The organism is Streptomyces hoynatensis (assembly GCF_003626535.1).
Taxonomy (GTDB): Bacteria; Actinomycetota; Actinomycetes; order Streptomycetales; family Streptomycetaceae; genus Streptomyces; species Streptomyces hoynatensis.
The window spans coordinates 186,291-210,737 of record NZ_RBAL01000004.1 but is presented as its reverse complement, the minus strand read 5'-3'; the positions used below and the strand labels follow the sequence as shown (position 1 = coordinate 210,737).

Sequence of the window (24,447 nt, the reverse complement as noted above, 5' to 3'; positions counted from 1 at the left end):
CGTGCGCGTGCCGGGCCAGCCGCCGGGGGGTGGGGTGGTCGAAGACGACGACGGCGGGCAGGTGGAGGCCGAGGGCGGCCATGACGCGGTTGCGCACCTCGACGGCGGTGACCGAGTCGAAGCCGAGTTCGCGGAAGGAGAGGTCCGGGTCGATCTCCCTGGCGTCCGGCGCGCCGAGGACGGCCGCCACCTCCTGGCGCACCAGGTCGAGGGTGGCCGCCACGTCGTGGCGCGGCGGGCCCGGCACGGCGGCGCCGCCGGCGCCTTCGGCCCCCGGCGCGGGGAGCTGGTCCGGTTCCGTCCCGGCGGTGGGCTCGCCGGCGGGGAGCTCGGGTTCGTGGGGGCCTGGCGGCTCGTCGAGGCCGGGCGGCAGTTCGGCCGGGCGCGGGTCGCAGCCGGCGTAGGCCGCGTCCCAGTCGGGGTCGACGCCCGCCACGCAGGCCTCGCCGAACGCCTGCCAGAAGCGTTCCGGCCCGCCCTGTCCGCGGCGCAGGGTGCCCACCACGGCACCGGGCCGGCCGGCCTGCTCCACGGTCTCCTGCATGGCGGCGGTGAGCAGGGGGTGCGGGCTGACCTCGAGCAGCACGCGGTGGCCTGCGGCGAGCGCGGCCCCGGTGGCCTCCTCGAAGCGCATGGTGGCGCGCAGCGGGCGGCTGAGGAACTCGGCGTCGAGCGGGCCCTCGACCAGGCCGCCGGTGAAGGAGGAGTAGTAGGGGAGCGCCGGGGTGCGGGGGCTGAGGCCGGCGAGCTCGCGGCGGATGCGCGGCACGAGCGGCTCGATGTGGGGGGAGTGCGCGGCCAGGCCGATGGCGACCTCGCGGGCGCGGATGCCCTCGGCGGTGAGTTCGGCGAGCAGCCGGTCGACGGCGGCGCGGTCGCCCGAGACGACCACGGAACGCGGCCCGTTGATCGCGGCGAGGGTGAGGGCGCCCGGCTCGCCGCCCAGCCTGGGTGCCACCTCGGCGGCGGGGGCGAGCACGGACAGCATCGCGCCGCGGCCCTCGACGGTGGCCTCGGCGCGGCTCCAGACGGCGATGGCGCGGGCGGCGTCCTCCAGGTCGAGGGCGCCGGCGACGTGGGCGGCGGCGATCTCGCCGATGCTGTAGCCGAGGACGGCGGTGGGCCGGACGCCGCGGGCGCGCCACAGGGCGGCCAGCGAGACCATGACGGCGAACAGGGCGGGCTGGGCGACGTCGACCCGGCCCGGCGGCGGGGTGCCGGGGGCGCCGTCGAGCACGTCGGCGAGCCGCCAGCCGGTGTGCGGTTCGAGCGCCTGGCCGCAGGCGTCGAGGCTCGTGCGGAAGGCCGGTTCCGCGGCGGCGAGTTCGGTGGCCATGCCGGGCCACTGGCTACCCTGCCCGGGAAAGACGAAGACGCAGCCGCCGTCGGCGGCCCGGCCCTCGGTGAGCCCGGGGGCCGGGCGGCGGGTGGCGCAGGCGGCGAGGGCGGCGCGCAGCGCGGCGGGGTGCGCGGCGGCGAGGGCGGCTCGGTAGGGGCCGGCCGGCCGGCGGGCGAGGGCGCGGCCGAGGTCGGCCAGGCGCGGGGTGGGGTGCGCCGGGTCGGGCACGGCGTCGAGCAGCGGAAGCAGCCGCCTGGCCGTAAGACGCAGCGATTGGGGATCGTTCCCGGACAGCAGCCACGGCGGAGCGAGCACGTCGGCCTCACGCACCATTCAGTCTCAGAACCCCTCGTGCACGACAGAGCCAAGCGTCAGACCAGAGGATATCCGGCCAAGTTCATCGCTAAACCATATACCGCGCGCCGCGACAGGGCAGGACATTGCAGAGCATTCCATGGACGCGCCACCCACATTTAACAATGCCTCTCCCGCGTCCGCAGCGACTCATTGGCCGGTCCTCGCGACCGGCTCCGGCAACCAATCGAGCCGCCGAAATCAACCAATGCACACAGGCATATCACATGGGCTCCGGCGCTCCTCGCGGGCCGTCAAGTCCCGCCTGCGGACGGGAGCTTACCTGGTCAGGGGGTCGCCACAGCAGCCCGTGACCGAACGGACGCAGCGCCCCTTGCGCTTCCCCATGCCCCGTGGCAGACTTTCCCCGTCCCACCCCCCAAGCCGTGTGACGTGCCCTGAAGGCGGAGTTCACCAGCCTATTCTCCCCCGGCTCTCCCACCGGATTCCCCGCACAATAGCGTGCCCCCTTCGTTGATTTCGTGGGGGCAATGTGGCGACCCCGAAAACGGCCCTTTCCCGGCCGGAGCCCCCTGTGCATTTTCCTGGGTTTCACCCCGTGCGGGGCGCATGGGACGCGTGGGACAGGCCGATACCCGACTGATTTCGGCGCCTCGGCCGCATGTTTTCCGCCGTTCTTCGGCCGCCGCCCGTTTTCCGCCCGCCCCGCCTCCCGATCGCCTGCCGGCACCCGCCGCCTGAGCCACGAGCCCGGACGCGCGCCGACGGCGCTCTGCCACCGTGTCCGCGCGCCTGCGCGCCGTGGTGGTGCGCGGGCGCGGGCACCACCCGGGGAGCGCTCGCCAAGCCTTCACAAAGGCTAAAGCTTTCTTCAATACGTTTACGTGTAGTAAGCATCTTGCCGTATGGTCGAAGTACACCGTTGACCATGGGGAGAGTCTTGACCACCGACAGCAAGGAATCGGCACTACCGTCCGACATAGCAGCCACCACGGCTCCGGCTCCGTCCGGAGCCGTCGCGATGTCCCACAAGGACATCATGCGGGCGCTCTACGGCCTCATGCTCGGCATGTTCACCGCGATCCTGTCCTCCACGATCGTGACCAACGCCCTGCCGCACATCATCGCCGACCTCGGCGGCGGGCAGTCCGCCTACACCTGGGTGGTCACCGGCACGCTGCTCGCGATGACCGCCTCGATGCCCCTGTGGGGCAAGCTGGCAGACCTCTTCAGCAAGAAGCTCCTCATCCAGATCGCCCTGATCATCTACGTCGGCGGCTCCACCATCGCGGGCCTGTCCCAGAACCCCGGGATGCTCATCACGGTCCGCGTGGTGCAGGGCCTCGGCGTCGGCGGCCTGATGGGGCTCTCCCAGATCATCCTCGCGGCGATGATCCCCCCGCGCGAGCGCGGCCGCTACAGCGGCTACCTCGGCGCGAACTTCGCGGTCGCAACGGTCAGCGGCCCGCTCATCGGCGGCGTCATCACCGACACCTCCTGGCTGGGCTGGCGCTGGTGCTTCTACATCGGCGTGCCCTTCGCCGTCGCCGCCATCCTCGTCCTCCAGCGGACCCTGCGCCTGCCCGTCAGCCGCCGCGAGGTCAGGATCGACTGGCTGGGCGCGGCGCTGATCACGACCTCCGTCTCCCTGCTGCTGGTCTGGGTGACCCTGGCCGGCGACAAGTACGCGTGGATGTCCTGGCAGACCTTCGCGATGGTCGGCGGCTCCCTGGTGCTGGGCGCCCTGTTCCTCCTCGCCGAGACCAGGGCGAGCGACCCGATGATCCCGCTGCGGCTCCTGCGCGAGCGGACCATCGCCCTCACCTCCGCGGCCTCGCTGTTCGTGGGCATCGCGATGTTCAGCGGCACGGTCTTCTTCAGCCAGTTCTTCCAGCTGGCCCGCGGCCAGAGCGCCACCATGTCGGGCGTGATGACCATCCCGTTCATCGGCGGGATGTTCGTCTCCTCCACCGTCTCCGGGCAGATCATCACCCGCACCGGGCGCTGGAAGCGGTGGCTGGTCACCGGCGGCGTGCTGGTGACCGCGGGCACCGGCCTGCTGAGCACCCTCGCCTACGACACCCCGTACCTGGAGATCGCCCTGTACATGGCGCTGATGGGCCTGGGCCTCGGCATGATGATGCAGAACCTGGTGCTCGCCGCCCAGAACCAGGTGCGGCCCCAGGACCTCGGCGTGGCCAGCTCGGTGGTGGCCTTCTTCCGCTCCTTCGGCGGCGCGATCGGCGTCTCCGCGCTCGGCGCCCTGCTGGCCAGCCGGGTCACGAGCTACACCAGGGACGGGCTGGCCGGCCTCGGGCAGGACGCGGGCGGCGCCGCCGTCGGCGGCGGCAGCGGCGGCATCCCGGACATGAACGCGCTGCCGGGGCCGCTGCGCACCGTCGTCGAGAGCGCCTACGGCCACGGCGTCGCGGACATCTTCGTCTTCTCCTCCCTGGCCGCAGGGCTGGCCCTAGTCTTCACCCTCTTCGTCCGCGAAGTCGCCCTGCGCACCAGCAACTAGCGCCCGGACCGGCGCCGGGACCGGACCGGACCCGGCGAAGGCACCGGCGGGCGGCGGGCGGAGGACGCCCGGGCGGGGGCACGCACAGGCCCCGCCCGGCGCCGGCCAGCTCCGTGTGCGGCCGGGACCCGGTCGCCTCGCCGCCGGGAGGCCGGCCGCCGCGGCGGCGTCACTCGCAGAAGACCCGCACGCTGGCCTCCGGGTCGTCCACGTCGATGTCGACCTCGTCCAGCTGCTCGATCAGGTCCTCGATGTCCCGCTGCCGCAGCTCGGTGAGGTCGATCGGCACCCCCGACCTGCTCAGCTGCGCGTTGACCCTGGTGAGCGCCTGCGGGGGGACGAGGCTCGTGAGCCGGACCCCGGCGCGCAGCAACTGCAGCGGGACCCGGACGTTGACGCGGCCCGGGCCGTCCCCGCCGGTGCTCTCCTGCCAGTTCACCACCACACGCAGGTACGTGGGGCGGGCCTTCCTCCGGCGCGCGGCTCCCGGCGGCGCCTCGGGCTGCTCGCGCTGGAGCGCCTCGATCAGCCGCTCGGCCTCGTCCGCGGTGATCTTTCCCTCGGCCAGCATCTCCAGGATCTGACGGCGCTGCTCGTTCATGGTGTGTCCCCAGCTTCTCTCTCGCGTCACCTGACGCTGACCAGCACGGCCGTGCGGCCCTGCTCCACCTCGAATCGGGTGCCAGGCGACGCCCACAGCACCCGTGCGGCCCCGCGCAGCGCGCCCACCGGGCCGATGCGGAAGACGAGGCACGCGACGCATCCGCCGAGCACGGCGAGCAGCAGCAGCGGCGACAGCAGCAGCGCCACCGGCAGGACGGGGAGGTACACCCGCACCCGGCGGCCGTTGGACCGGCGCACGCGCACCGTCACCAGCTGCGGGATCATCGCCCCTCCAGCTCGGCGAGGGCGTCCTCGGCGCTGATCTCGCCCCGGCGCAGGCGGCCGATGACCTCGGCGGCGCCGGCCGGCTCCGGGGCAACGTCGACGAAGTCGAGCTGCTCGGCGATCCGCTTCAGGCGGGATTTGATCGTCGGGTAGCTCACCCCGAAGACCCGCTCCATCTCCTTGATCGAGCCGTGCGCCCGGACGAACGCGGCGATGAACACCTGGTCGTCGATGGTGAGTTGAGCCAGCTGCGGCGGCTCGAACTGCCCCTCGATCGCGACGCCGCTGTCGGCGAGGCGCACTCGTTCGACCAGGAACGGCCGGCCGCGCGTCAGGTCCGTCAGGTCCTGCCAGTCCACCGTCGGCTCCCTACTCTCGGTGACCTGTCAATGCTTCATGTCTACCTTGAGATTTTTAATGAGTCAACGCGAGAATCTTAATTTTTCTGAGGCTGGCCTTTCATGGCGCCGCGCGCGGGTGCTTACCGGGGCTCACCGGGACTCGCCGGGCGCCCGGCTGGTTGCGCGGGGGGCCGGCTGGTTGCGCGGAGGGGCACCCGCCCGGGCGGTCCGGCCCGGCCCCGCCGGGGGCGCACGACCCGGTCCGCCCCGCGCGCGTGCCGGTCAGGAGGCGAGGGGCTCGACGCTCTCCAGGCAGTCGTCGATCAGCCGTCGCTCCGCGGGCGACCGGCCGATGCCGAGGAGGAAGGAGACCGCCCCGCCGGTCAGGCGCACCACGAGGACCCGCAGGTAGCCGACCGTCGCGCCGGTCTCGTTCGCGACGTACCGGTACCAGGCCGTGCCGCAGCGGAGCCCGCGCACCGTCAGCTCCCCGCGGCCCTGGTCGACGCGATGGCCGGCCTCGGGCGGGAAGAGCTCCAGGGACTCCCCGTTCGCGGCCGCCAGCCACTCGGCGCCCTCCGCCAGGCCGTCCTCCTCTGGCGGCTCCTCGCCGAGACCCTCCCAGCTGCCCACGAACAGGCCCCGGTCGTCGAGCAGGTCCCGGAAGAAGTCCTCGGCGTCCTCGCTGTCTTCGGAGTCTTCGGAGTCTTCGGAGGACTCCCAGTCCCAGGGGTTCCCGGAGTCCCCGGGGTCCTCGCGGTCCCCGGGGTGCTCGGGGTGCTCGGGGTCCCAGGGGTCCGCGCGGAAGGAGGCGGGGGGCACCGCCGCCGTGGCCTCCTCCCAGAGGGCCCGCTCGGCGGCCGGCCCCGCGGGGTCCTCGCGGTGTTCCCCCTCCGGCCTCCCGCCGCGCGGCGGGAGGAGCACCGTGGTCAGCGGTTCCGCGAGTTCGTCGAGCACGAGCGTCCAGTGGGGCGGGATTCGCAGGCGCAGCCCGGCCCTGTGGTCGTCGTGTGCCACACCCCGCATCCGGCCCCGCCCCTTTCCTCCGCCCCGTCTCGCCGGGGCACGCCGCCCCGCCCGGCCGGGACGACCACCGTCTCGCCGCCCGGGGCGGGCGGTCAACCCCTCGGCCGGGAAGCGGAGTTCTCCAAGCGTGCCGCGGCCCGGCCCGCCCCCGGCGGGGGCGCGGACCGGGCCGCGGGCGTACGCGGGCGCGTTCAGGCCAGGAGGAAGTCCGCCTCCCCGCGCTTGGCGCCCAGGATGAAGGCCCGGATCTCGTGCGGGGTGTAGATCAGCGCGGGGCCGTCGGGATCCGTGGACTGCCGCAGGGCCACCCGCCCGTCGGCCAGCTTCATCGCCTCCACGCAGTTCCCCCCGTTGGTGCCGCTCCACGGCTTGCGCCAGCCCTCGTTGCCGAGCTCCCTGGCGGGCATGCCGTTGTATATATGTTCCGTCGTCGGCGCCGAGTGGCGCTTCTCGTCACCCATGGGTGTCAGAGCTCCTTGCGAATAGCACCGAGGATCGCCTCGGTGTCCTGAACCGGTGCGGCTTGCGCACCCATGCGGTCGAGCACCTCCAGATAGGCCACGGTGTCCGGCCGCTCGTCGAGGTAGACCGCGCCGGTCAGGCTCTCGGCGTAGATGATGTCGGGCAGCTCCGGGATGTCGAACCTGAAGAGCTGGAACGGCCCGAACATGCCGGGATGCGGACCGGCACTGAACGGCATGACCTGCAGCGTGACGTTCGGCATCGCCGTCGCCTCGATCAGCCGGTCGATCTGCGCCCGCATGACGGAGGCGTCTCCGACCCTGCGGCGCAGCACGTGCTCCTCGATCACGGCCCACAGCAACGGGGCCCGCGACCGGGTGAGCAGTTCCTGGCGCTCCATGCGCAACGCCACCCGGCGGTCGAGCTCCGCCTCCTCTGCGCCGGGAAAACCCGTCCTGAACAGCTCCCGCGCGTACTCCGGGGTCTGCAAGAGGCCCGGCACGCAGTGCGGTTCGTAGGCACGGATGAGGCTGGCCTCGCCCTCAAGGCTGACGTAGAGACTGAACCAGTCGGGCAGCACGTCGCGGAACCTGTGCCACCAGCCGGGCCGGTTGGCCGCCTCCACCAGCCGCAGGAACGCCTCCGCCTCCTCCCCCGGGACGCCGTAGCGCTCCAGCAGGGCCTTGACGTACAGCGGCTTGAGGCCGACCTCGGCCTTCTCCATGCGGCGCACGGTGGTGGCGTTGACGCTCAACGCCGCGGCGGCGTCGGCGAACGAGCAGCCCGCCTGCTCGCGCAGGTCCCTCAGGCGCAGCCCGAGCACGATCTGTCCCACGGTCGGCCCCGACCGGGCCTCTGCCACAACGCCTCCCAGACGGTGCACATGAATCCCCCACCCCCGGGAGAAGTTTGCCACACCCCGTGATGGCATCAGCAGACGTGCATTCTCTTTCTGCGAATTGCATAACTCCCCTTGCGCTCTGTCTCACTCACGGCGCATAGTGACCATGTGTTCCGGCTCACGACGGATTCGGCCCTCCGGAAGGCGACCCCGCCCGTGTCCCCACTCCACGGCACGACGCCGCTTCCCGGGCAGCGCGCGGCCGCACCGCGCACGCAAACCCCGCGCGAACGCTTCGAGTTGCCCGCGGTTCCCAGCTCGGTGGCCACCGCGCGTCACCTCACCCGCCGCCTCCTCGACCGCTGGGGCCTGCCCCAAGCGACCCACGACACCGCCGAGTTGGTCGTCTCCGAGCTGGTCACCAACGCCGTGGTGCACACCCCGAGCAGGCGCGTGGCCTGCCGCATCGAGTTCCGCGGCGACCGGCTGCGCATCGAGGTGACCGACGAGGGCCAGGGTCTTGACGGGCACGTGCCGCGCCGGGCCGAGGCGCACGAGGAGTGCGGGCGCGGCCTGCTGCTTCTGGACGCGCTGTCCGTGCGCTGGGGCGCCGTCTCCGCGGAGGGCGTCGACGGCTGCACCGTGTGGGCGGAGATCTGGACCTGAGCGGCGCTGCGCTCCCCGGCCCCGGCGGCCCGGCCGTGCCACGCCCGGTGCCGCCCCTGCCCTCCCGGCCCGCTTGCCGGGGCGCGGCGGGCGCGCCCGTGACTCAGTCCCGGCGCAGCAGCACGAGCGCCATGTCGTCCTCGTCGGGGCCGTGGCCGCGCACCCCGGCCAGCCAGTCCGCCAGTTCCTCCAGCTCCGCCGGGCCCTCGCTCAGCGTCCCGGCCAGCGTCCGCATGCCCTCGTCCACGTCCCAGCCCGGCCGTTCGATCAGCCCGTCCGTGCACATCAGCAACGTGTCCCCGCGCTCCAGGCGCCCCTCGTGCACCGGCCACTCCCGCTCGCCGAACTGCGCCGCCACCCCGAGCGGCAGCGCGCCCGGCACCGCGAGCACCCGGGAGGTGCCGTCGGCCGCGCGCACCACCGGCGCCAGGTGCCCGGCCCGCACCATCCGCAGCGAACCCGTGGCCGGGTCGTGCTCCACGTACAGGCAGGTCGCGAAGCGCTCGCCCTCCAGGTCGCGCAGGAACGCCGAGGCCCGCGACATCACCGCGGCCACCGGGTGCCCCTCGGCCGCGTAGGCGCGCAGCACGATCCGCAGCTGCCCCATCAGGGTCGCGGCGCGGGTGTCGTGCCCCTGGACGTCGCCGATCACCGCCGCCACGCGGCCACCGGGCAGGCTGATCACGTCGTACCAGTCGCCGCCGACGTCCCGCCCCACCCGGGCCGAGCGGTAGCGGACCGCGACGCAGGCGCCCTCGACCCGCGGGATGCCGCGCGGCAGCATCGCCTGCTGGAGGCTCTCGGCCAGGTCGTGCTCCTGCTCGGAGAGCACGGCGCCGCGCAGGCCCTGGGCGATCGCCACGCTGATGGCCCGCAGCAGGTTGCGCTCCTCGGGCGGGAACTCCCGCTTGCCCCAGAAGAGCAGCCCCAGGCCGCCGAGCGAGGTGCCGCGCGCGGTCAGCGGCAGGTACCCGGCCGCCGTCACCTTCAGCGCCTCCACCGGGCGCCGCATCGCCGGATAGCGCCGCACCAGCTCCTGCGGCGAGGTCAGGAACAGCGGGCGCTGGGTGCGCATCGCCTCGTTCATCGGGAGCGGGTCCTCCAACCGCGTCACCTCCGACTCCGGGGTCCTGACGGTGCCGTGCACCAGCAGCCGCACCCGCCCGTCCTCGACCATCGCCAGCTGGAGGCTGACCGCGCCCAGCCGCCCCATCCCCCGGGCCCCGGTCAGCACGGAGATCACCTCGCGCACGGTGCTCGCGTTCGCCAGGGACTCGCTGAGCGCCTCCACGAGGCCGGCCTGCCGCCGCCGCTCCTCGTCCTGCGCCTCGCGCGCGAGCACGTGCCGCAGCTCACCGCCCGCGTCCCGGACGATGCCCACGATCCGGCGCGCCGTCCCCGCCTCGTCGCGCAGGATGCGGCCCTGGGTGTGCGTCCACTGCATCGTCCCGTCGCGCCGTCTGAGCCGGAAGTACGCGCCGTAGCCCGCGCTGCCGTCCTCCACGGCCTGCTGGACCATGGCGTACAGGCGGCTCGCCTCCTCCTCGGGGACCCGCCTGCCGAGGTCGGAGGGCAGCGAGGTGAACTCGTCCGGGTCCAGGTCGAAGACCTCCAGGGCGCCGCCGTCCATGTGGATCAGCACCTCGTCGAGGTTCCAGTCGAAGATCCCCATCCGGTTGAGGGCCAGGCACACGTACGGACGGATCGGCCACTCCTCCAGCGGCGATCGGGCCTTCGATTCGGTCATCGCGTCACCTGCCGGGCGCCCTGCGAAGCGCGCACCACCCACTGTGACACCTTTTGCCCGGCTATACGACTTACCCGACGTACCCGACGTACCCGACTTGTATGCCTTATGCCCCAACGGGGTCACGGACGGCCCCGCGCGCCCCTGGCGTGCCCGCACACCGGCAGTCCGCGCACACGCACGCCGAGGGACGTGCACGCCGGGGCGCCGCGCGCCCGCGCGCCCGCGCGCCGGGACGCCGTGCCCCGGGCCGGGGGGCGACCGACCTGGGCCGGGGCAGGGCGCCCCGGGGCCGGCGCACGCGCCGGCACACGCGCCGGGGTGCGCCGACCCGGGGCCGGGTGGGTCAGTCCGCCGCGCCGTAGCCGAGGCCGTAGCCCAGCGGGAACAGGGGCTGCTGCCCGTCGCCCTCGTTGATCGGTTCCTGGCTCGCCGAGGCGGGCCAGGTCACCGGCAGCCGCCCGGTGGGCGGGTAGGCCCCGTAGAGCACGTCGGCCACGCCCGCGCCCTCGGTGCCCGGCAGCCAGGCGGCCAGCAGCGCATCCCAGTCGGCGAGCGGGCCGGCCACGTCCAGCGGCCGCCCCGACACCAGCACCACCACCACCGGCACGCCCGAGGCCCGCAGCCGGCCGAGGGTGTCCAGGTCCTCCTGGTCGAGGCCGAGGCCGCCCGGCCGGTCGCCGGCACCCTCCGCGTACGGCGTCTCGCCGACGACCGCGACCGCCACGTCGTACGAGCCGTCCACCCCCTCGCCCTCGCGGTCGTAGGCGACCCGCGCGGGGTCGAGGGCCGCGGCACGGATGCCGTCGAGGATCGTGGTGCCCGGGGTGACCTCGCCGCTGCCGCCCTGCCAGCTGATGGTCCAGCCGCCGCTCTGGTTGCCGATGTCGTCGGCCGACTTGCCCGCGACGAAGACCCGGGCGCCGGGGTCGAGCGGCAGCACGCCGCCCTCGTTCTTCAGCAGCACCTGCGACTCGCGCACCGCCTGCCTGGCCAGCTCCCGGTGCGCGGCCGAGCCGACGGTCCCGGTCAGCGAACGGTCGGTGTACGGGTGCTCGAACAGCCCGAGCTCGAACTTCTTCGTCAGGATGCGGCGGTTGGCGTCGTCGATGCGCTCCATCGGGATGCGGCCCGCCTGCACCTCCTGGCGCAGCAGGCTCAGGAACTCCCGGTACTCGTACGGGACCATGATCATGTCCAGGCCCGCGTTGATCCCCTGGGCGATCTCGGCCCCCGTGAAGCCGGGGCTGCCGTCGAGCTGGTCGATGGCGCCCCAGTCGGAGACCACGAAGCCGTCGAAGCCGAGCTCCTCCTTCAGCAGCCCGTTGATCAGGTACGCGCTGCCGTGGACCTTCTCCCCGTTCCAGCTGCTGTAGGAGACCATCACGGAGCCCACGCCGCGGGCCACCGCCTCCCGGAACGGCGGGAGGTGCACGGCCCGCAGCTCGGCCTCGCTCAGCCGGGTGTCGCCCTGGTCCACCCCGCCCTCGGTGCCGCCGTCCCCGAGGTAGTGCTTGGCCGTCGCCAGCACCGAGGCCGGGCCCGAGCCGAGCGTCTCGCCCTGGAGCCCGGTGATCAGGGTGGTCATGGCGGTGGGCAGCTCCGGCACCTCCCCGAAGGACTCGTAGGTGCGGCCCCACCTGTCGTTGCGCGCGACGCACAGGCAGGGCGCGAAGTCCCAGTCCACGCCGGTGCCCGCGACCTCCTCCGCGGTGGCCGCCCCGATGCGCTCCACCAGCTCCGGGTCGCCGGTGGCGCCGAGGCCGATGTTGTGGGGGAAGATCGTGGCGCCCCGGACGTTGTTGTGGCCGTGGACGGCGTCCACGCCGTACAGCAGCGGGATGCCAAGCGGCGTGGACAGGGCCGTCCGCTGGTAGGCGTCGTACATGTCCGCCCAGCCCTCGGCGGTGTTCTGGGCGGGGGCCGAGCCGCCGCCCGACAGCACCGAGCCGAGGCGGTAGGTGGCGATGTCGGACTGCGGATCGAGCGCGCTGCGGTCCGCCTGGGTCATCTGCCCGAGCTTGTCGTCGAGGGTCATCCGGCCCAGCAGGTCCTCTACCCGCTCGTCCACCGGCAGCGCGGCGTTGCGGTAGGGCAGCTCCGCGGCCGGGGCCTGGGCGGGGGCGCCGCCGAGCAGCCCGGCCGCCGTCATCACGACCGCCGCCACCGCGAGCCGGCGTCCTCCCGTCCGCCGCGGGCGTCCCGGCGCCGGCGGCCGTCCCGCTCGGCGCGCTCGTCGTTCGCGTTCTCTCACTGTGTCCTCCGGAGGGGCTCGCGGGCACCTGGCGCCCTGCCTGGGAGCGCTCCCACACCACCGGGACCACCCATGGAGCCAGCCGGCGCGGCGGATGTCAACGGGGCGTGCGGCCTTCACCACGACCGCCGGCGCACGACACCCTCGGGCGTGCCCCACCCGTGCCCCGCGCCCCGCCGCCCACGCCCCACCCGGCATGCGCGAGGGCCGGCCGCCGGCTTCCGGCGCACCCGGCGCACCCGGCGACGGAGAGAGCAGGGTGCAGCGTACCGGTCACGCTTCGTCAAGAGGGCAGGTCAAAGCTTCGAAAATAATTCGCATGCGTGACGTGATTCCGGGTAGCCGCGCCGCAGAGGAATGTTTCTTCCGCCCGGCGCGATGCCGGGTGGCGTGGAACGAACGGACAACGGACGCACGGCGCACGTGCCCCGGAGGCGGAACGGGACCCGCGGTCAGCGGGCCTGAAGCGGCCGGGGCCGCGCCGGGCGGCCGGCGAGCGAGTGGAAAGGCGTGCACGTGCCAGACGAGGAACGCGGCGTGACCCGGTCGAAGAGCGACAGACCCCCCTTGTTCCGGGGGAGGCAGACGGACCCGGTGGTGTTCGGCGTCACCGCCGTCCTGACGCTGGCGTTCGTCCTATGGGGCGCCCTGGGCACCGACTCGCTGGCCGATGCCTCGGCGGATGCCCTCGACAGCGTGATGCACAACGGAGGCTGGGCCTTCGTCTGCATCGCCTCGGCCTTCGTGATCTTCGCGCTCTGGCTGGCGATGAGCCGCTACGGGCGGATCACGCTGGGCGGAGAGGGCGAGAAGCCCGAGTTCAGGACCGTGTCGTGGATCGCGATGATGTTCAGCGCCGGCATGGGCATCGGCCTGATGTTCTGGGGCGTGAGCGAGCCGCTCAACCACTTCACCTCCCCGCCGCCGGGCACCGATCCGGCCGACAACGGCGACCGGATGGCGACGGCGATGGCGACCGCGCTGTTCCACTGGACGCTGCACCCGTGGGCGATCTACGCCGTGGCCGGCCTCGGCATCGCCTACAGCACCTACCGGCGCAGGCGCAGGCAGACGATAAGCGCGGTCTTCGCGCCGCTGATCGGGGAGCGGCACGCCAACGGCGGGGTGGGCCGGGTCATCGACATCCTGGCCATATTCGCCACGCTCTTCGGCTCCGCCGCCTCGCTCGGCCTCGGCGCCCTGCAGATCGGCAGCGGCATCGAGGAACTGGACTGGATGGACAACGCGGGCACCGGGCTGCTGGTGGCCGTCATCGCCGTGCTGACGGCGGCGTTCATCTTCTCGGCGATCTCCGGCGTCGAGAAGGGCGTCCAGTGGCTGTCGAACATCAACATGGTGCTCGCCGCCCTGCTGGCCCTCTTCGTGTTCGTGGTGGGCCCGACCGTGCTGATGCTCGACCTGCTGCCGACCTCCGTGGGCGCGTTCCTGGACGACCTGCCGGGGATGGCGGCGCGCACCGAGGCGAGCGGCGGCGAGGGCGTGGCCGGCTGGCTGTCCTCGTGGACCGTCTTCTACTGGGCCTGGTGGATCTCCTGGACCCCCTTCGTCGGGATGTTCATCGCGCGCATCAGCCGGGGCCGCACGATCAGGCAGTTCGTCGGCGGCGTGATCCTCGTGCCGAGCGTGGTCAGCCTGATCTGGTTCACGATCTTCGGCGGCACGGCGATGCGGCAGCAGGAGAGCGGCACCGACCTGATGGGCGAGGGCTCCACGGAGGGGCAACTGTTCGCCATGCTGCGCGAGTACCCGCTGGCCGGGCTGACGGCGCTGCTGGTGATGATCCTGGTCGGGATCTTCTTCGTCTCCGGCGCCGATGCCGCCTCGATCGTCATGGGCACCCTCTCCGAGCGCGGCACGCTGGAGCCGAGCCGCCTCGTGGTGGTCTTCTGGGGCGTGGTCACGGGCGCGGTCGCGGCGATCATGCTGATGATCGGCGACGGCGGGTCCACGGCACTCGACGGCCTGCAGAACCTCACCATCCTGGCCGCGGTGCCGTTCGCGCTGGTGATGGTGGGGATGTGCGCGGCCCTGATGAAGGACCTCAGGAACGACCCGCTGATCCTGCGCGGCCAACGCGGCGAGGAGGCGGTCGAGATGGCCGTCATCGCGGGGCACGAGAAGTACGACGGCGACTTCGAGATCCGCATCGGCCCCGTCTCGGACGGCGAGAACGGGAACGGCAGCGGCCGCGGCAAGGGCGGCAGATCCGGCGGTCCCGGTGGTCGCGGCGGCGGGAAGGTGCCGGTGGGGGACGGCAGGCCGCCGCAGCGGGCCGGAACGTAGCCGGCGCTTGTCGGCGCTTGGCCGGCGCTTGGCCGGCACGTAAGCGACACGTAGCCGGCACGTAGCCGGCGCGAACGGTTGCCCACGCGCCGTCGGCGCACGCGTAGCATCGCGTGCGCCGACGGCGCGTTGCGTTGTGGTGTGGGCGCGGGCGGGCGCCCACGGTGGTGCGGGCCGGCGCGGGCCCGCCTCACTACTTCCCCGGCTTCTCCCACGAGACCAGTTCGATGAGCACGCCGTTCGGGTCCTGGACCTGGAACAGCCGCTCGCCCCAGGGCTCCTCGCGCAGTGGCAAGACCACGGGCGCGCCCTCCTCCCGCAGCCGCGCGTACTCGCCGTCCAGGTCCTCCACCGTGAAGGCGAGGATCAGCCCCGCCGCGCGCTGCTCCCGGAACCCTTCGGGAAGTACCTCGAGGCCACGCCTGAGGAAGATCACGTTCGCCGCGTCCTCACGGGCCAGCGAGGAGAAGCCGTCGGCCGACATCACCTCCTCGAAGCCGAAGTGCCGCGTGAGAAAGGCGACGGAGGCCGGCACGTCGTCGACGTTCAGCGAAACGGCGGTGGCGGTGATGCGCATGTCCCCTCCAGAGGTGAGCCGTACTCCATACACAGTACTCTATACAACGTATATAGCTGGCACGAACCCCTTCACCCGCGGCTTCCCCCCGGCTTCTCCCCCGGTTTCCCCGGCCCTGGTTTCCCCGGCCCTGGTTTCCCCGGCCCTGGTTTCCTCGGCTCGCCCGCTCGGCCCGCGGGGCGCCAGGCGGACGGCTCGGAGACCGCCTCAGCCGCCGGCGGCCGGCCGCGCCCGTTCCTGCCGCGCCCGGTCGAGGAGGATGAGCGGGACCGCGGACGCGGCCAGCGCGGCCCCGATCCAGCAGACCGAGGTGAGCGCGGCCTCCCGGCTGAGCGAGACGGCGGCGAGGACGGGCGTGAGGCTGATGCCCAGCTGGAAGGCCGACACGGTGGTGGCGCCCGGGAGCGTCGGCGCGTCCGGGGCGAGCGCGAAGACGCGCCCGTAGACGGCGGGATTCAGCACGAACGCGGCGACGCCGAGCAGGAACACCGTGGGCACCACCACCCAGGGCTCGCGCATCGCGACGGCCAGCAGGACGGAGAGCATCGCCGTGGCCGACGCACCGGCGCACAGCGCGAGGTGCGGGCGCCGGTCGGAGACCCGGCCGCCGATGGACAGGCCGGCGAACGCGCCCACGCCGAAGAGGGCGAGGATCGCCGGGACCCACGCCTCGGGGATGGCGGTGAGCTCGGTGAGCAGGGCCGCCAGGTAGTTGAACGTGATCATGTAGGCGGCGGTGGTCAGGACCGTGATCGCGTAGATGCCCCACAGGAGGGGATTGCGCAGGCTCGCCAGCTCCCGCCTCACCCGGGGCCGAACGGACCGGCGCCCCCGCGGGTCCGCGGCGGGCAACCCGAGCAGGCACCCCGCGGCGCCGGCGGCGGTCAGGCCCGCCACGGCCCAGAAGCCCCCACGCCACTGGGTGAGATGGCTGAGCAGCGTGCCCGCGGGGCCGCCGAGGACCATGGCCACGCTGAGCCCGCTGACCACCACCCCGGAGGCCCTGGCGTTGCGGTCCGGCGTCACCAGGCCGATCGCCGTCACCGACGCGACGGCGAAGAAGCCGGCGTAGGCGATGCCGGAGATCACCCTGGTCAGCAGCAGCACCCGGTAGCCGCCGAGGAGTCCGGCGACGATGCCGGCCGCGAAGACGGCCTGGGTCGCCACCAGCGCGGTGCGGCGGGGCCAGCGCAGACTCAGCACCGCACACGGCGGCCCGCCGACCACGACGCCCAGCGCGAAGGCGGTGATCAGGAACCCGGCGGAGGAGAGCGTGACGCCCAGGTCGCCCGCCACCTCGGGCAGCACCCCCGCCAGCAGGAACTCCGCACTGCCCATCGCGAACAGGCTGAAGCCGAGCAGATACACACCGGCGGGCAGACCGCCGGAAGGCCGCTCATGGCGGGTCTCCTCGGGAACGGTGGTCATCGGCGCGCACCTCCGTCCCGCGGGCCGACCGCGTTCCCGGCCGGCAGCTGCCGCCCGGCGGCGCCGGCCTCCTCGCCGTGGGGGAAGAAGGTCAGCGAGCGGCCGTGGAGTTCCTCGCCGGGGCAGCGCGGGCGGCGGTGCACCGGTGCACCCCACTGCTCGAAGAGCCCGGGAACGACGGGGAGTTCGCCGACCGGCCCGGTGACGACCGGCACCGCCCTGGCGTCCTGGGTGCGGTCGTTCCCCAGACGCGGCGCGAACTGGCCCTCCGGGGTGCGGTCGTTCCCGCCCTCCGGGGTGCGGGGCGCGGCGGCCGCCGGGCCCGGCAGCAGCATTCCGCCGTAACGGCCCGGCTTCTCCCGGCCCTTCGCCGGGAACTCCCGCGGTGCCAGGCCCGCGCGGCCCGGGTACCCGCGCCTGGCGGCGGGCCCGTTCCGCGGCTCGCCCGCGTCGGACCCCGGGGTCGCCGGCCGTGCCCTCGACGGCACGCCCCCACCCGGCACACCGGCGGCCCCGCCGCCGGGCACCACGACCTTCCACGGCGGTGCCGCCTCCGATGTGCCCGCCTCACGCGTGGTCGCGTTCATTCGGATCACCTCCACCGCGAGGCTCCGTGGAGGCGGCCGGTTTCGGCGAACTCCGTTGCCGTTTCCGGGACGCGCTGATTGACTGCGGCCCGTGGACGAGCAGCCGAGCGTGGGTGCCGTGATCGAGCAGATCGCTCCGCGGCTGAAGCGTGCGCGCGAGAAACGGGGCGTCAGCCTGGCCGCGCTGGCGCGCGCCACCGGCATCTCGACCAGCACGCTGTCCCGCCTGGAGACGGCCCAGCGCAAGCCGAGCCTCGAACTGCTCCTGCCGATCACCGCCGCGCTCGGCATCCCCCTCGACGAAATCGTCGCCGCGCCGCGGGTCCTCGACCCTCGCGTGCCGCAACGCCCCACCAGGAAGGACGGCCGGGTGCTGATCCCGTTGTCGCGGCAGCAGGGGGAGCCACGCGCCTACAAGATGACCATCCCGGCACACGACGAACAACCCCACCTGCGTGCCCACGCGGGGTGGGAATGGCTCTACGTCCTCCGCGGGCACCTCCGCATCAGGCTGGGCAGTCGCGATTTCACGATGGGAGCAGGTGAGGCCGCCGAGTTCGACTGCCAACTTCCGCACTGGTTCGGCGCGGCGGGACGGGGCGGCGTCGAACTGCTCAGCCTCTTCGGAAAACAGGGCGAACGCATCCACCTCCGCACCCCGCGCCGCTGACCCCAGGCCGCGGCCCCTGCCCGGCCGGCCGGCCACGGCCCGGCCGGTCGCCCGTCCGGCCTTCCGGCCTTCCGGACGTCCGGCTGTCCGCGCGTCCGGATGCCCGGCCATGGTCGGGCGCCGCCGCGCCCCTCAGGGTTGGCGCGGCAGGCGCGGCCCGGAGCCCGCGCCGTGCAGCACGGCGAACAGCCCCCGCGCGCGGGAGCCGTCCGGCAGGTTCCAACCGCCGGCGACGTGTCCCATCGCCCCCTCGGGAACCCGCGGCGCGCCGTCCTCGGCAGGGCGCAGCACGCGGTGCAGGCGCAGCACCGGTCCGCCCGCCGCGCCCAGGACGGTGCCCTCACTGTCGTCTGCGGCCCTGGTGGCCCCGGCCGCGAGGCGGCCCTCCCCCGCGTAGGAACGGGTGATCTCCCGGTCGGGGGTGTCGCTGACATTCTGGTCCTGGGCCTGGGCCCGCCCCTCGACCAGCGCGAGCAACTGGGCGGTGAGAACCGGGTCGTGACAGCCGTCGTACGCCCAGCGCCGCCCCAGCACCCCGTGTTCCATGGTGCCGACGAGGGCGTGTTCCGCCTCGTCGAGGGGAGCGCCGCGATAGGTGAGCGGCACCAGGTAGGTGGCCGACGGGGCGGAGTCGTCGGTGACCACGAGGAACTCGATCCCCACCTCGCCCTCGGGATCGTCCAGCCGGAAGCCGCCGGCCTTGCTCAACCGCGGCGGCTGCGCCCCGCCGCGGTACCACGGTCGCGTGGGGAGCCAGGGTGTGAGCAACTCCAGCTTGCTCGGCTTGAGGACGGTGTGATGGATGACGGCCATGCCGGTGCCTCTCCTCCGTCGGGATGTGCCTCCCCCACGATGCCATTCGGCCGGGCCGAGCAGGACCGACGAGGACCGAGGGCGATCGGGGAGGACCGAGAGCGGTCGAGGAAGACCGATCAAGGACCACGGCGGAGGGAGAAGGACCGCGAAGGGTCAGGGAGGGCCGGGGCCGCCCCCTGCGGGCCGGGTGGTGCCCGGGGCGCCCCGGCCGGGGGTGAGAGGATCGGCCCATGCCCAAGGCGAAGGATCGCAGTGGCGCGGGCGACCCGGGCCGCACGCTCGAACTCCTGTGGCGGGAGCCGGGCCACGGCCGCGCCGGCCGCGGCCCCAAACCGGGCCTGAGCGTCGATCGCGTGGTGGAGGCGGCGATCGAACTGGCCGACGAGGACGGGCTGGACGCCCTCACGATGCGCCGCCTCGCCGACCGGCTCGGCGTCAACCCCATGACCCTCTACACCTACGTGCCGGGCAAGGCGGAACTCCTCGACCTCATGCTCGACGAGCTGTACCGGCGGATGGACCGAACCGAGCACCCCGCCGGCACCCCCTGGCGCACGCGGCTGACCGCCGTGGCGGAGGAGAACCGCTCCCTCTTCCGCCGCCATCCGTGGGCCGCGGCACTGCCGACCACCCGCCCCCCACTCGGCCCCGGCCTGATGGCCAAGTACGAGCACGAGCTGCGCGCCTTCGAGGGACTCGCACTCGACGACGTCGAACGGGACGCCGCACTCACCCACCTCCTCAGCTTCGTCCGGGCCACCGCCCGCGGCGCGGAGGAAACACGAACCGCTCGCGGGGACAGCGGGGTGTCCGACGAGGAGTGGTGGGCCGCGAACGCCCCGCTGCTGCAACGCGTTCTCGACCCGGCGCGCTACCCGCTCGCCACCCGAGTCGGCACGGCCGCGGGCAGCGCCCACGGCGCGGCCTACGACCCGGACCACGCCTACCGGTTCGGCCTCCGTCTCGTCCTGGACGGACTGGCGGCCCGCGCCGAACCCCTCGCTCCCGACACGGCCACGCCCCCGGCGTGAGCGGCCGCACCACCCGGGCCATGGCCCGGGGCCCGCCGGGAGGCTGGTGGCACCCCGCCCGGGCCCGCCGCCGGCACGGGCACCGGCACCGGCACCGGCACCGGCACCGGCACCGGCACCGGCACCGCAGCATCGGCCGGTGCGCACGCGGCCGCCGGCGGGCGCTACTCCCCCACCTGCCCGTCGATGGCCTCGCGGATGAGGTCGGCGTGACCGTTGTGCCGGGCGTACTCGTCGATCATGTGGGTGAGCACCCAGCGCAGCGAGTACCGGCGTCCGGCCCGCTCGTCGGCCCACTCCGGCACGGCGCCGATCGCATCGAGCGGGCGCTCGGCGGTGATGGCCCGGGAGGCCGCGACCTCGGCGCGCCACGTGGCGAAGGCGGCGGCCCCCGTGGCGTTCTCGATGTCGTTGAAGTCCTCGTCCGGGTCGTCGGTCCGCGTGTAGAGCCCGCCCGGCCAGGTGCCGGCCATGACCGCCTGGAAGTACCAGCGTTCGACCCCCGCCAGGTGCCGCACCAGGCCGAGCAGCGAGAGGCCGGAGGGCGGCGCCGCCCGCAGCCGGAGCTGCTCGTCGGTGAGGCCGGCGCAGGTGCGCACGAGCGCGTTCCGCTGGAAGTCCAGGAAGCAGGTCAGCGTCGTCCGCTCGTCCGCGTCCGGCGGCAACCCAAGCCGTTCGTCGATCACATGTTTGATTCTATGTCGTGATGCGTCACCTCCTGATGCCGGTGAGAACTCCTGTTGCGGCCAGCGTCGCGAACAGCCGCCCGACGGCCCCTCGGGTGGCCGGGGAGAGGCCGGTCCGCGCGACCGCCTCCGTGGGCGACTCCGCCCGGACCCGAGCCGACTCCCGCCCCGGGCGGCGTGCACGGAAGCCAGGCGCGACGGTGGAGAGCGGTGCCCACCGCACCGAGCCCTCCCGGGCGCGGGTCCCCCTGGCCGCTCGGGACACGCCCGCCGCCGCCCCGCAGCCCTCCGGGACCCGTCTTCCGCACCTCCGGCGGGCGGCCGGTCAGAGCGCGCGGGCTATCGCCCGGCCCGCCGTTCTGCCGCTGAAGAGGCAGCCGCCGAGGAAGGTGCCTTCCAGGGAGCGGTAGCCGTGCATCCCGCCCCCGCCGAAGCCGGCCGCCTCGCCCGCCGCGTACAGCCCCTCCAGTGGCTCGCCCGACGCGGTCAGAACCCGTCCGGACAGGTCCGTCTCGAGCCCGCCGAGCGTCTTGCGCGTGAGGATGCTCAGCCGCACGGCTATCAACGGCCCCGCCTTGGGATCGAGCAGGCGGTGCGGGGCGGCCACCCGTATCAGCCGGTCGCCGAGGTAGGAGCGGGCGCCGCGTATCGCGGTGATCTGGAGGTCCTTGGTGAACCTGTTCCCCAGCTCGCGGTCGCGCGACTCCACCTCGTGCCGGAGAACCTGCTCGTCGACCAGCTTCTCGCCCGTCACCTCGTTCATCCCCCGGACCAGGGCGGACAGATTGCGCTCCACCACGAAGTCGGCGCCCCGGTCGAGGAATGCCTGTACTGGGCCGGGCGCCCCGGAACGCGCCCGGCCCAGCACGTCTCGTACGCTGCGGCCCGTCAGATCGGGATTCTGCTCGGAGCCGGAGAGCGCGAACTCCTTCTCGATGATCTTCTGGGTGAGCACGAACCACGTGTGGTCGTGGCCGGTGCCGGTGATGTGCCGCAGCGTGCCCAGGGTGTCGAACCCGGGGAAGAGGGGGACGGGCAGGCGGCGTCCGGTCGCGTCCACCCAGAGCGAGGAGGGCCCGGGCAGAATGCGGATGCCGTGGCGCAGCCAGATCGGGTCCCAGTTGGCGATGCCCTCGGTGTAGTGCCACATCCGGTCGCGGTTGACGAGGCTGGCGCCCGCGGCCTCGGCGACCCCCAGCATGAGGCCGTCGACGTGCGCGGGCACGCCGGAGAGCATCCGGCGCGGCGGAGTGCCCAGTCTTTCCGGCCAGTTGGCGCGGACGAGGTCGTGATTGCCGCCGATGCCGCCTGAGGTGACGAGCACGGCCTGAGCCCGCAGCTCGAACCCGCCCACGACCTGCCGGTTGCTCGCCGTGCCGCGGCGCGCCGCGCTCGGGGCGAGGACCTCGCCGGTGACCGTGTCCACGCCCCCGGCCCCCTGGGCAAGGCCCGTGACCCGGTGCCGGAAGCGCAGCTCGACCAGGCCCTCCTCGACGGCTTGGCGCACGCGGCGCTCGAAGGGCTCCACGAGCCCGGGTCCCGTGCCCCAGACGATGTGGAAGCGCGGCACCGAATTGCCGTGGCCCGTGGCCTCGTAGCCTCCGCGCTCCGCCCAGCCGACCACCGGGAAGAACCGGACGCCGAGCCCCCGCAGCCAGGAACGCTTCTCTCCCGCGGCGAAGTCCACGTAGGCCTCGGCCCAGCGGCGGGGCCAGCGGTCCTCCTCGCGGTCGAAGGCCGCCGTGCCCTGCCAGTCCTGCCAGGCGAGGGCGTGGCTGTCGCGGACGCGCAGGCGACGCTGCTCGGGCGAGTCCACCAGGAAGAGGCCGCCGAAGGACCAGTGCGCCTGCCCGCCGAGCGAGCTCTCCGGCTCCTGGTCGAGCAGAATCACCTTCCGTCCGGCAGCGGCCAGCTCGGCGGTGGCGACCAGCCCGGCCAGACCGCCGCCGATCACCACGACATCCGTGTCGTAGGCCATGCTCGTCCTCCCTCCGCGTGAGCCCCGGCTGACGGTTTCCGATCCTCTGTCCCCGCGCGTCCCGACGTCAACGCCGAAGTCCGCACCGGATACCGAAGAAGCCGGGCCCGGCTGCCAAAGCATCGGCCCACGCGACTTTGGTCTCACGGCCGCCGCGGTTTCCTCAGTCACAAGACGTACGGGGCCTATCCCAAGGACCGATGCGCGGGCCGCCTCCACCACTTGATGATGTTTCGGGTGGGAACGGGTGGTTGCCGGGAGGAGGCCGGCGCCGCCGGAAGGGAGTCGTCATGGACAGGTTCGACCGGGTGGGCCGCGGCGCCGCGTACGCGGCGGCGCTGGTGCTGCTGCCGTACCTGCTGATCAAGGTGTCCTGGGTCGCCGGCGCGCTGCTCGGGGTGCTCCCCACCGGTTCCGGGCTCGGGCTCGGGGAGTGGGTCGCGCTGAACGCGGCGACGGTGGGCATGGCGGCCACGGGCGTGGTCCTCGCGCTGGCCCTCGTGCGGCCGTGGGGATTGCGCATACCGGCGGTGCCCCTGCTGTTCTGCGGGTGGGTCGGGGCCGGCTTCCTCGTCGCGATGCTGCCCTACGCGGTGCTGAGTTCGCTGCTGTGGCCGTCGGGCGGATCGGCGGAGGAGAGCGGCGCCTCGGCCCCCGGCTGGGAGGAGGCGCTGATACAGACGAGCTTCGTGGGCACCGGGCTGTGCCTCGCCGTCGCCCTGCCGGCCTATCTGCGGCGCCGCTGGCCGCGTGCCCTCGGTGGGCGCCTGGGGGACGGGGCCGTGACCACGGCGGGTGCCGTCGGGCGGCGGTGGGTGTTCGCACTGGGGCTCGCGCTCGGCGTGGGCTGGCTGTACTGGGCGGCCGGCGGCACGGCAGGGCTGGCGCAGCCGGGCGACCGCAACGCCGAGTGGCGGCTGATCACGGCGGTCTTCGCCCTGTGGGCGACGGTCGGCTCCCTGGCGGCCTGGGCGGCGGCGCGCGGACGGCCCGGGCGGCTGCCGCGCTGGGTGCCCACGGCCCTGGGGTGGCTGGGCTCCGGCTCGATGTTCGCGTGGAGCGCCTGGAAGCTGCCCTTCACCGGTTATGCGGCGATCGCGGGGCGCGGGCCGGACTCCGTGATGCCGGAGAACCTGGCGGTGGCGGCCGCGGTGCACGTCCTGGCGGTGGCCACCGGGGCGTTGCTGCTGCGGGCCGTGCTGCTCGCCCCGCTCCGGGCCTCGATGGCGGGGTGAGGCGGGGGCCGCAGGCGGCGTCGCTCGCCTGTGGCGCAGGCACCGCCTGGAGAGGCCGCGGGCACGCCCGGGAGCCGCCTTCCCGGCGGCATCCCGGCTCCCCGGGCGCGGGCGCCGCGGAGGCGGTCCGGCCTCGCGGTCCGGCAGGAGGCGGGCTCAGGAAAGGAGGTCGGGCAGGACGGGCGCCGTCAGGGGCGCCGCCACCGGTGGCGCGCGGTTCCCCGCCGCCGGTGCTTCCGGGCCGGCGCGACATGATGAAGGGATGGACGAGGAGGTGTTGCCAGGACCGCTGCGCGCGGTGCTGTGTGATCTGCGGGAGTGCCGGGCCGGGTTTCCGGAGGTTCGCGAGGAGGGTGCCTGGTACATGCTCTACGCCGCGGACGGGAGCGGGGCCGGCGTCCGGGTCGAGGAGGGGCCCGAGCCGCTCGTCCTCGCCGGCATCGCGGAGCAGGTGCAGGAGTGGGCGGTGGAGGCGCTGTGGCAGGAGGGTCTGCCCGCGGTGTGGCCCGAGTGCCCGGCCCACCCCCGCACCCATCCGCTGGCCGCGACGGTCGCCGGTGGCACGGCCGTGTGGTCCTGTCCCCGGTCGGGGCGGGTGGTCGCGCCCGTGGGGGAACTGGGCCGGTGCGGCAGGGACGCGGGAACGCCGGCGGGGCGGAAGGCGTCCGGGGGATGAGCGGCGGAGCCCTCGCGGATGCGACCTCGGACGCCGGCGGGAGAGCACGGAAAGCGACG

21 protein-coding genes and 1 pseudogene are annotated in these 24,447 nt (G+C 73.8%); 7 read left to right on the top strand and 15 right to left on the bottom strand.

Going from position 1 to position 24,447, the window contains the following annotated elements:
• Positions 1-19: 19 nt before the first annotated feature.
• Positions 20-1,672: pseudogene (locus D7294_RS33925) on the bottom strand (acyltransferase domain-containing protein); the annotation flags it as partial.
• 1,003 nt (positions 1,673-2,675) lie between these two features.
• Between D7294_RS33925 and D7294_RS09095 the strand changes: the two are divergent.
• A complete protein-coding gene (locus tag D7294_RS09095; RefSeq protein ID WP_120677458.1) occupies positions 2,676-4,175 on the top strand; it encodes an MDR family MFS transporter in 1,500 nt (499 codons plus the stop codon).
• 169 nt (positions 4,176-4,344) lie between these two features.
• Here the strand turns inward: D7294_RS09095 and D7294_RS09090 are convergent, their stop codons facing one another.
• From D7294_RS09090 to D7294_RS09060, 6 genes are all read right to left on the bottom strand, one after another.
• On the bottom strand, positions 4,345-4,776 hold the full coding sequence (locus D7294_RS09090) for an SHOCT-like domain-containing protein (protein WP_120677456.1): 432 nt from the start codon (positions 4,774-4,776) through the stop codon (positions 4,345-4,347).
• A 26-nt stretch (positions 4,777-4,802) separates the two neighbouring features.
• Positions 4,803-5,063, bottom strand: coding sequence for a hypothetical protein (locus tag D7294_RS09085; protein WP_120677454.1), 261 nt, complete (start codon positions 5,061-5,063; stop codon positions 4,803-4,805).
• Positions 5,060-5,422, bottom strand: coding sequence for a DUF2089 domain-containing protein (locus D7294_RS09080; RefSeq protein WP_120677452.1), 363 nt, complete (start codon positions 5,420-5,422; stop codon positions 5,060-5,062). The genes D7294_RS09085 and D7294_RS09080 overlap by 4 nt, the downstream gene beginning before the upstream one ends.
• Before the next feature lie 264 nt (positions 5,423-5,686).
• Positions 5,687-6,430 (bottom strand): hypothetical protein, encoded by a 744-nt coding sequence (locus tag D7294_RS31550; protein WP_147450796.1) that lies wholly within the window; start codon positions 6,428-6,430, stop codon positions 5,687-5,689.
• Positions 6,431-6,621: 191 nt separating this feature from the next.
• Positions 6,622-6,891, bottom strand: a complete 270-nt coding sequence (locus tag D7294_RS09065; protein ID WP_120677445.1) for a DUF397 domain-containing protein — start codon at positions 6,889-6,891, stop codon at positions 6,622-6,624.
• A gap of 5 nt (positions 6,892-6,896) precedes the next feature.
• Positions 6,897-7,754: a helix-turn-helix domain-containing protein gene (locus D7294_RS09060; protein WP_120677443.1), complete on the bottom strand. Its 858-nt coding sequence runs from the start codon at positions 7,752-7,754 to the stop codon at positions 6,897-6,899.
• 195 nt (positions 7,755-7,949) lie between these two features.
• Between D7294_RS09060 and D7294_RS09055 the strand changes: the two genes are divergently transcribed.
• Positions 7,950-8,399: an ATP-binding protein gene (locus tag D7294_RS09055; RefSeq protein ID WP_120677900.1), complete on the top strand. Its 450-nt coding sequence runs from the start codon at positions 7,950-7,952 to the stop codon at positions 8,397-8,399.
• Between the two features lie 103 nt (positions 8,400-8,502).
• Here the strand turns inward: D7294_RS09055 and D7294_RS09050 are convergent, their stop codons facing one another.
• On the bottom strand, positions 8,503-10,146 hold the full coding sequence (locus D7294_RS09050) for a SpoIIE family protein phosphatase (RefSeq protein ID WP_120677441.1): 1,644 nt from the start codon (positions 10,144-10,146) through the stop codon (positions 8,503-8,505).
• 346 nt (positions 10,147-10,492) lie between these two features.
• The gene (locus D7294_RS09045) at positions 10,493-12,313 is read right to left on the bottom strand and encodes a glycoside hydrolase family 3 protein (protein ID WP_241562215.1); all 1,821 of its coding nucleotides are present in this window, start codon (positions 12,311-12,313) and stop codon (positions 10,493-10,495) included.
• A gap of 624 nt (positions 12,314-12,937) precedes the next feature.
• On the opposite strand from D7294_RS09045, the gene D7294_RS09040 reads away from it, so the two are divergent.
• Positions 12,938-14,704, top strand: coding sequence for a BCCT family transporter (locus tag D7294_RS09040; RefSeq protein ID WP_241562214.1), 1,767 nt, complete (start codon positions 12,938-12,940; stop codon positions 14,702-14,704).
• Positions 14,705-14,897: 193 nt separating this feature from the next.
• Here the strand turns inward: D7294_RS09040 and D7294_RS09035 are convergent, their stop codons facing one another.
• From D7294_RS09035 to D7294_RS09025, 3 genes are all read right to left on the bottom strand, one after another.
• A complete protein-coding gene (locus D7294_RS09035) occupies positions 14,898-15,281 on the bottom strand; it encodes a VOC family protein (protein WP_120677437.1) in 384 nt (127 codons plus the stop codon).
• Positions 15,282-15,488: 207 nt separating this feature from the next.
• Positions 15,489-16,709: an MFS transporter gene (locus tag D7294_RS09030; RefSeq protein ID WP_120677435.1), complete on the bottom strand. Its 1,221-nt coding sequence runs from the start codon at positions 16,707-16,709 to the stop codon at positions 15,489-15,491.
• Positions 16,706-17,296, bottom strand: a complete 591-nt coding sequence (locus tag D7294_RS09025; RefSeq protein WP_147450795.1) for a hypothetical protein — start codon at positions 17,294-17,296, stop codon at positions 16,706-16,708. Before D7294_RS09025 ends, D7294_RS09030 begins: the two co-directional genes overlap by 4 nt.
• Before the next feature lie 91 nt (positions 17,297-17,387).
• Here D7294_RS09025 and D7294_RS09020 point away from each other — a divergent pair, with 91 nt between their 5' ends.
• Entirely contained in the window at positions 17,388-17,966 is a 579-nt protein-coding gene (locus tag D7294_RS09020) for a helix-turn-helix domain-containing protein (protein WP_120677431.1), read from the top strand.
• A 132-nt stretch (positions 17,967-18,098) separates the two neighbouring features.
• On the opposite strand, the gene D7294_RS09015 is transcribed toward D7294_RS09020, so the two are convergent.
• Positions 18,099-18,779 (bottom strand): maltokinase N-terminal cap-like domain-containing protein, encoded by a 681-nt coding sequence (locus tag D7294_RS09015; RefSeq protein ID WP_120677429.1) that lies wholly within the window; start codon positions 18,777-18,779, stop codon positions 18,099-18,101.
• 233 nt (positions 18,780-19,012) lie between these two features.
• Between D7294_RS09015 and D7294_RS09010 the strand changes: the two genes are divergently transcribed.
• Positions 19,013-19,813: a TetR/AcrR family transcriptional regulator gene (locus tag D7294_RS09010; RefSeq protein ID WP_120677427.1), complete on the top strand. Its 801-nt coding sequence runs from the start codon at positions 19,013-19,015 to the stop codon at positions 19,811-19,813.
• Positions 19,814-19,977: 164 nt separating this feature from the next.
• On the opposite strand, the gene D7294_RS09005 is transcribed toward D7294_RS09010, so the two are convergent.
• The gene (locus D7294_RS09005; RefSeq protein ID WP_120677425.1) at positions 19,978-20,499 is read right to left on the bottom strand and encodes a DinB family protein; all 522 of its coding nucleotides are present in this window, start codon (positions 20,497-20,499) and stop codon (positions 19,978-19,980) included.
• Between the two features lie 325 nt (positions 20,500-20,824).
• Positions 20,825-22,477, bottom strand: a complete 1,653-nt coding sequence (locus tag D7294_RS09000; RefSeq protein ID WP_120677423.1) for an FAD-binding dehydrogenase — start codon at positions 22,475-22,477, stop codon at positions 20,825-20,827.
• Between the two features lie 290 nt (positions 22,478-22,767).
• Here D7294_RS09000 and D7294_RS08995 point away from each other — a divergent pair, with 290 nt between their 5' ends.
• On the top strand, positions 22,768-23,712 hold the full coding sequence (locus D7294_RS08995; protein WP_120677421.1) for a hypothetical protein: 945 nt from the start codon (positions 22,768-22,770) through the stop codon (positions 23,710-23,712).
• 262 nt (positions 23,713-23,974) lie between these two features.
• The gene (locus D7294_RS08990; RefSeq protein WP_120677419.1) at positions 23,975-24,388 is read left to right on the top strand and encodes a hypothetical protein; all 414 of its coding nucleotides are present in this window, start codon (positions 23,975-23,977) and stop codon (positions 24,386-24,388) included.
• The last annotated feature ends 59 nt before the right edge of the window (positions 24,389-24,447 follow it).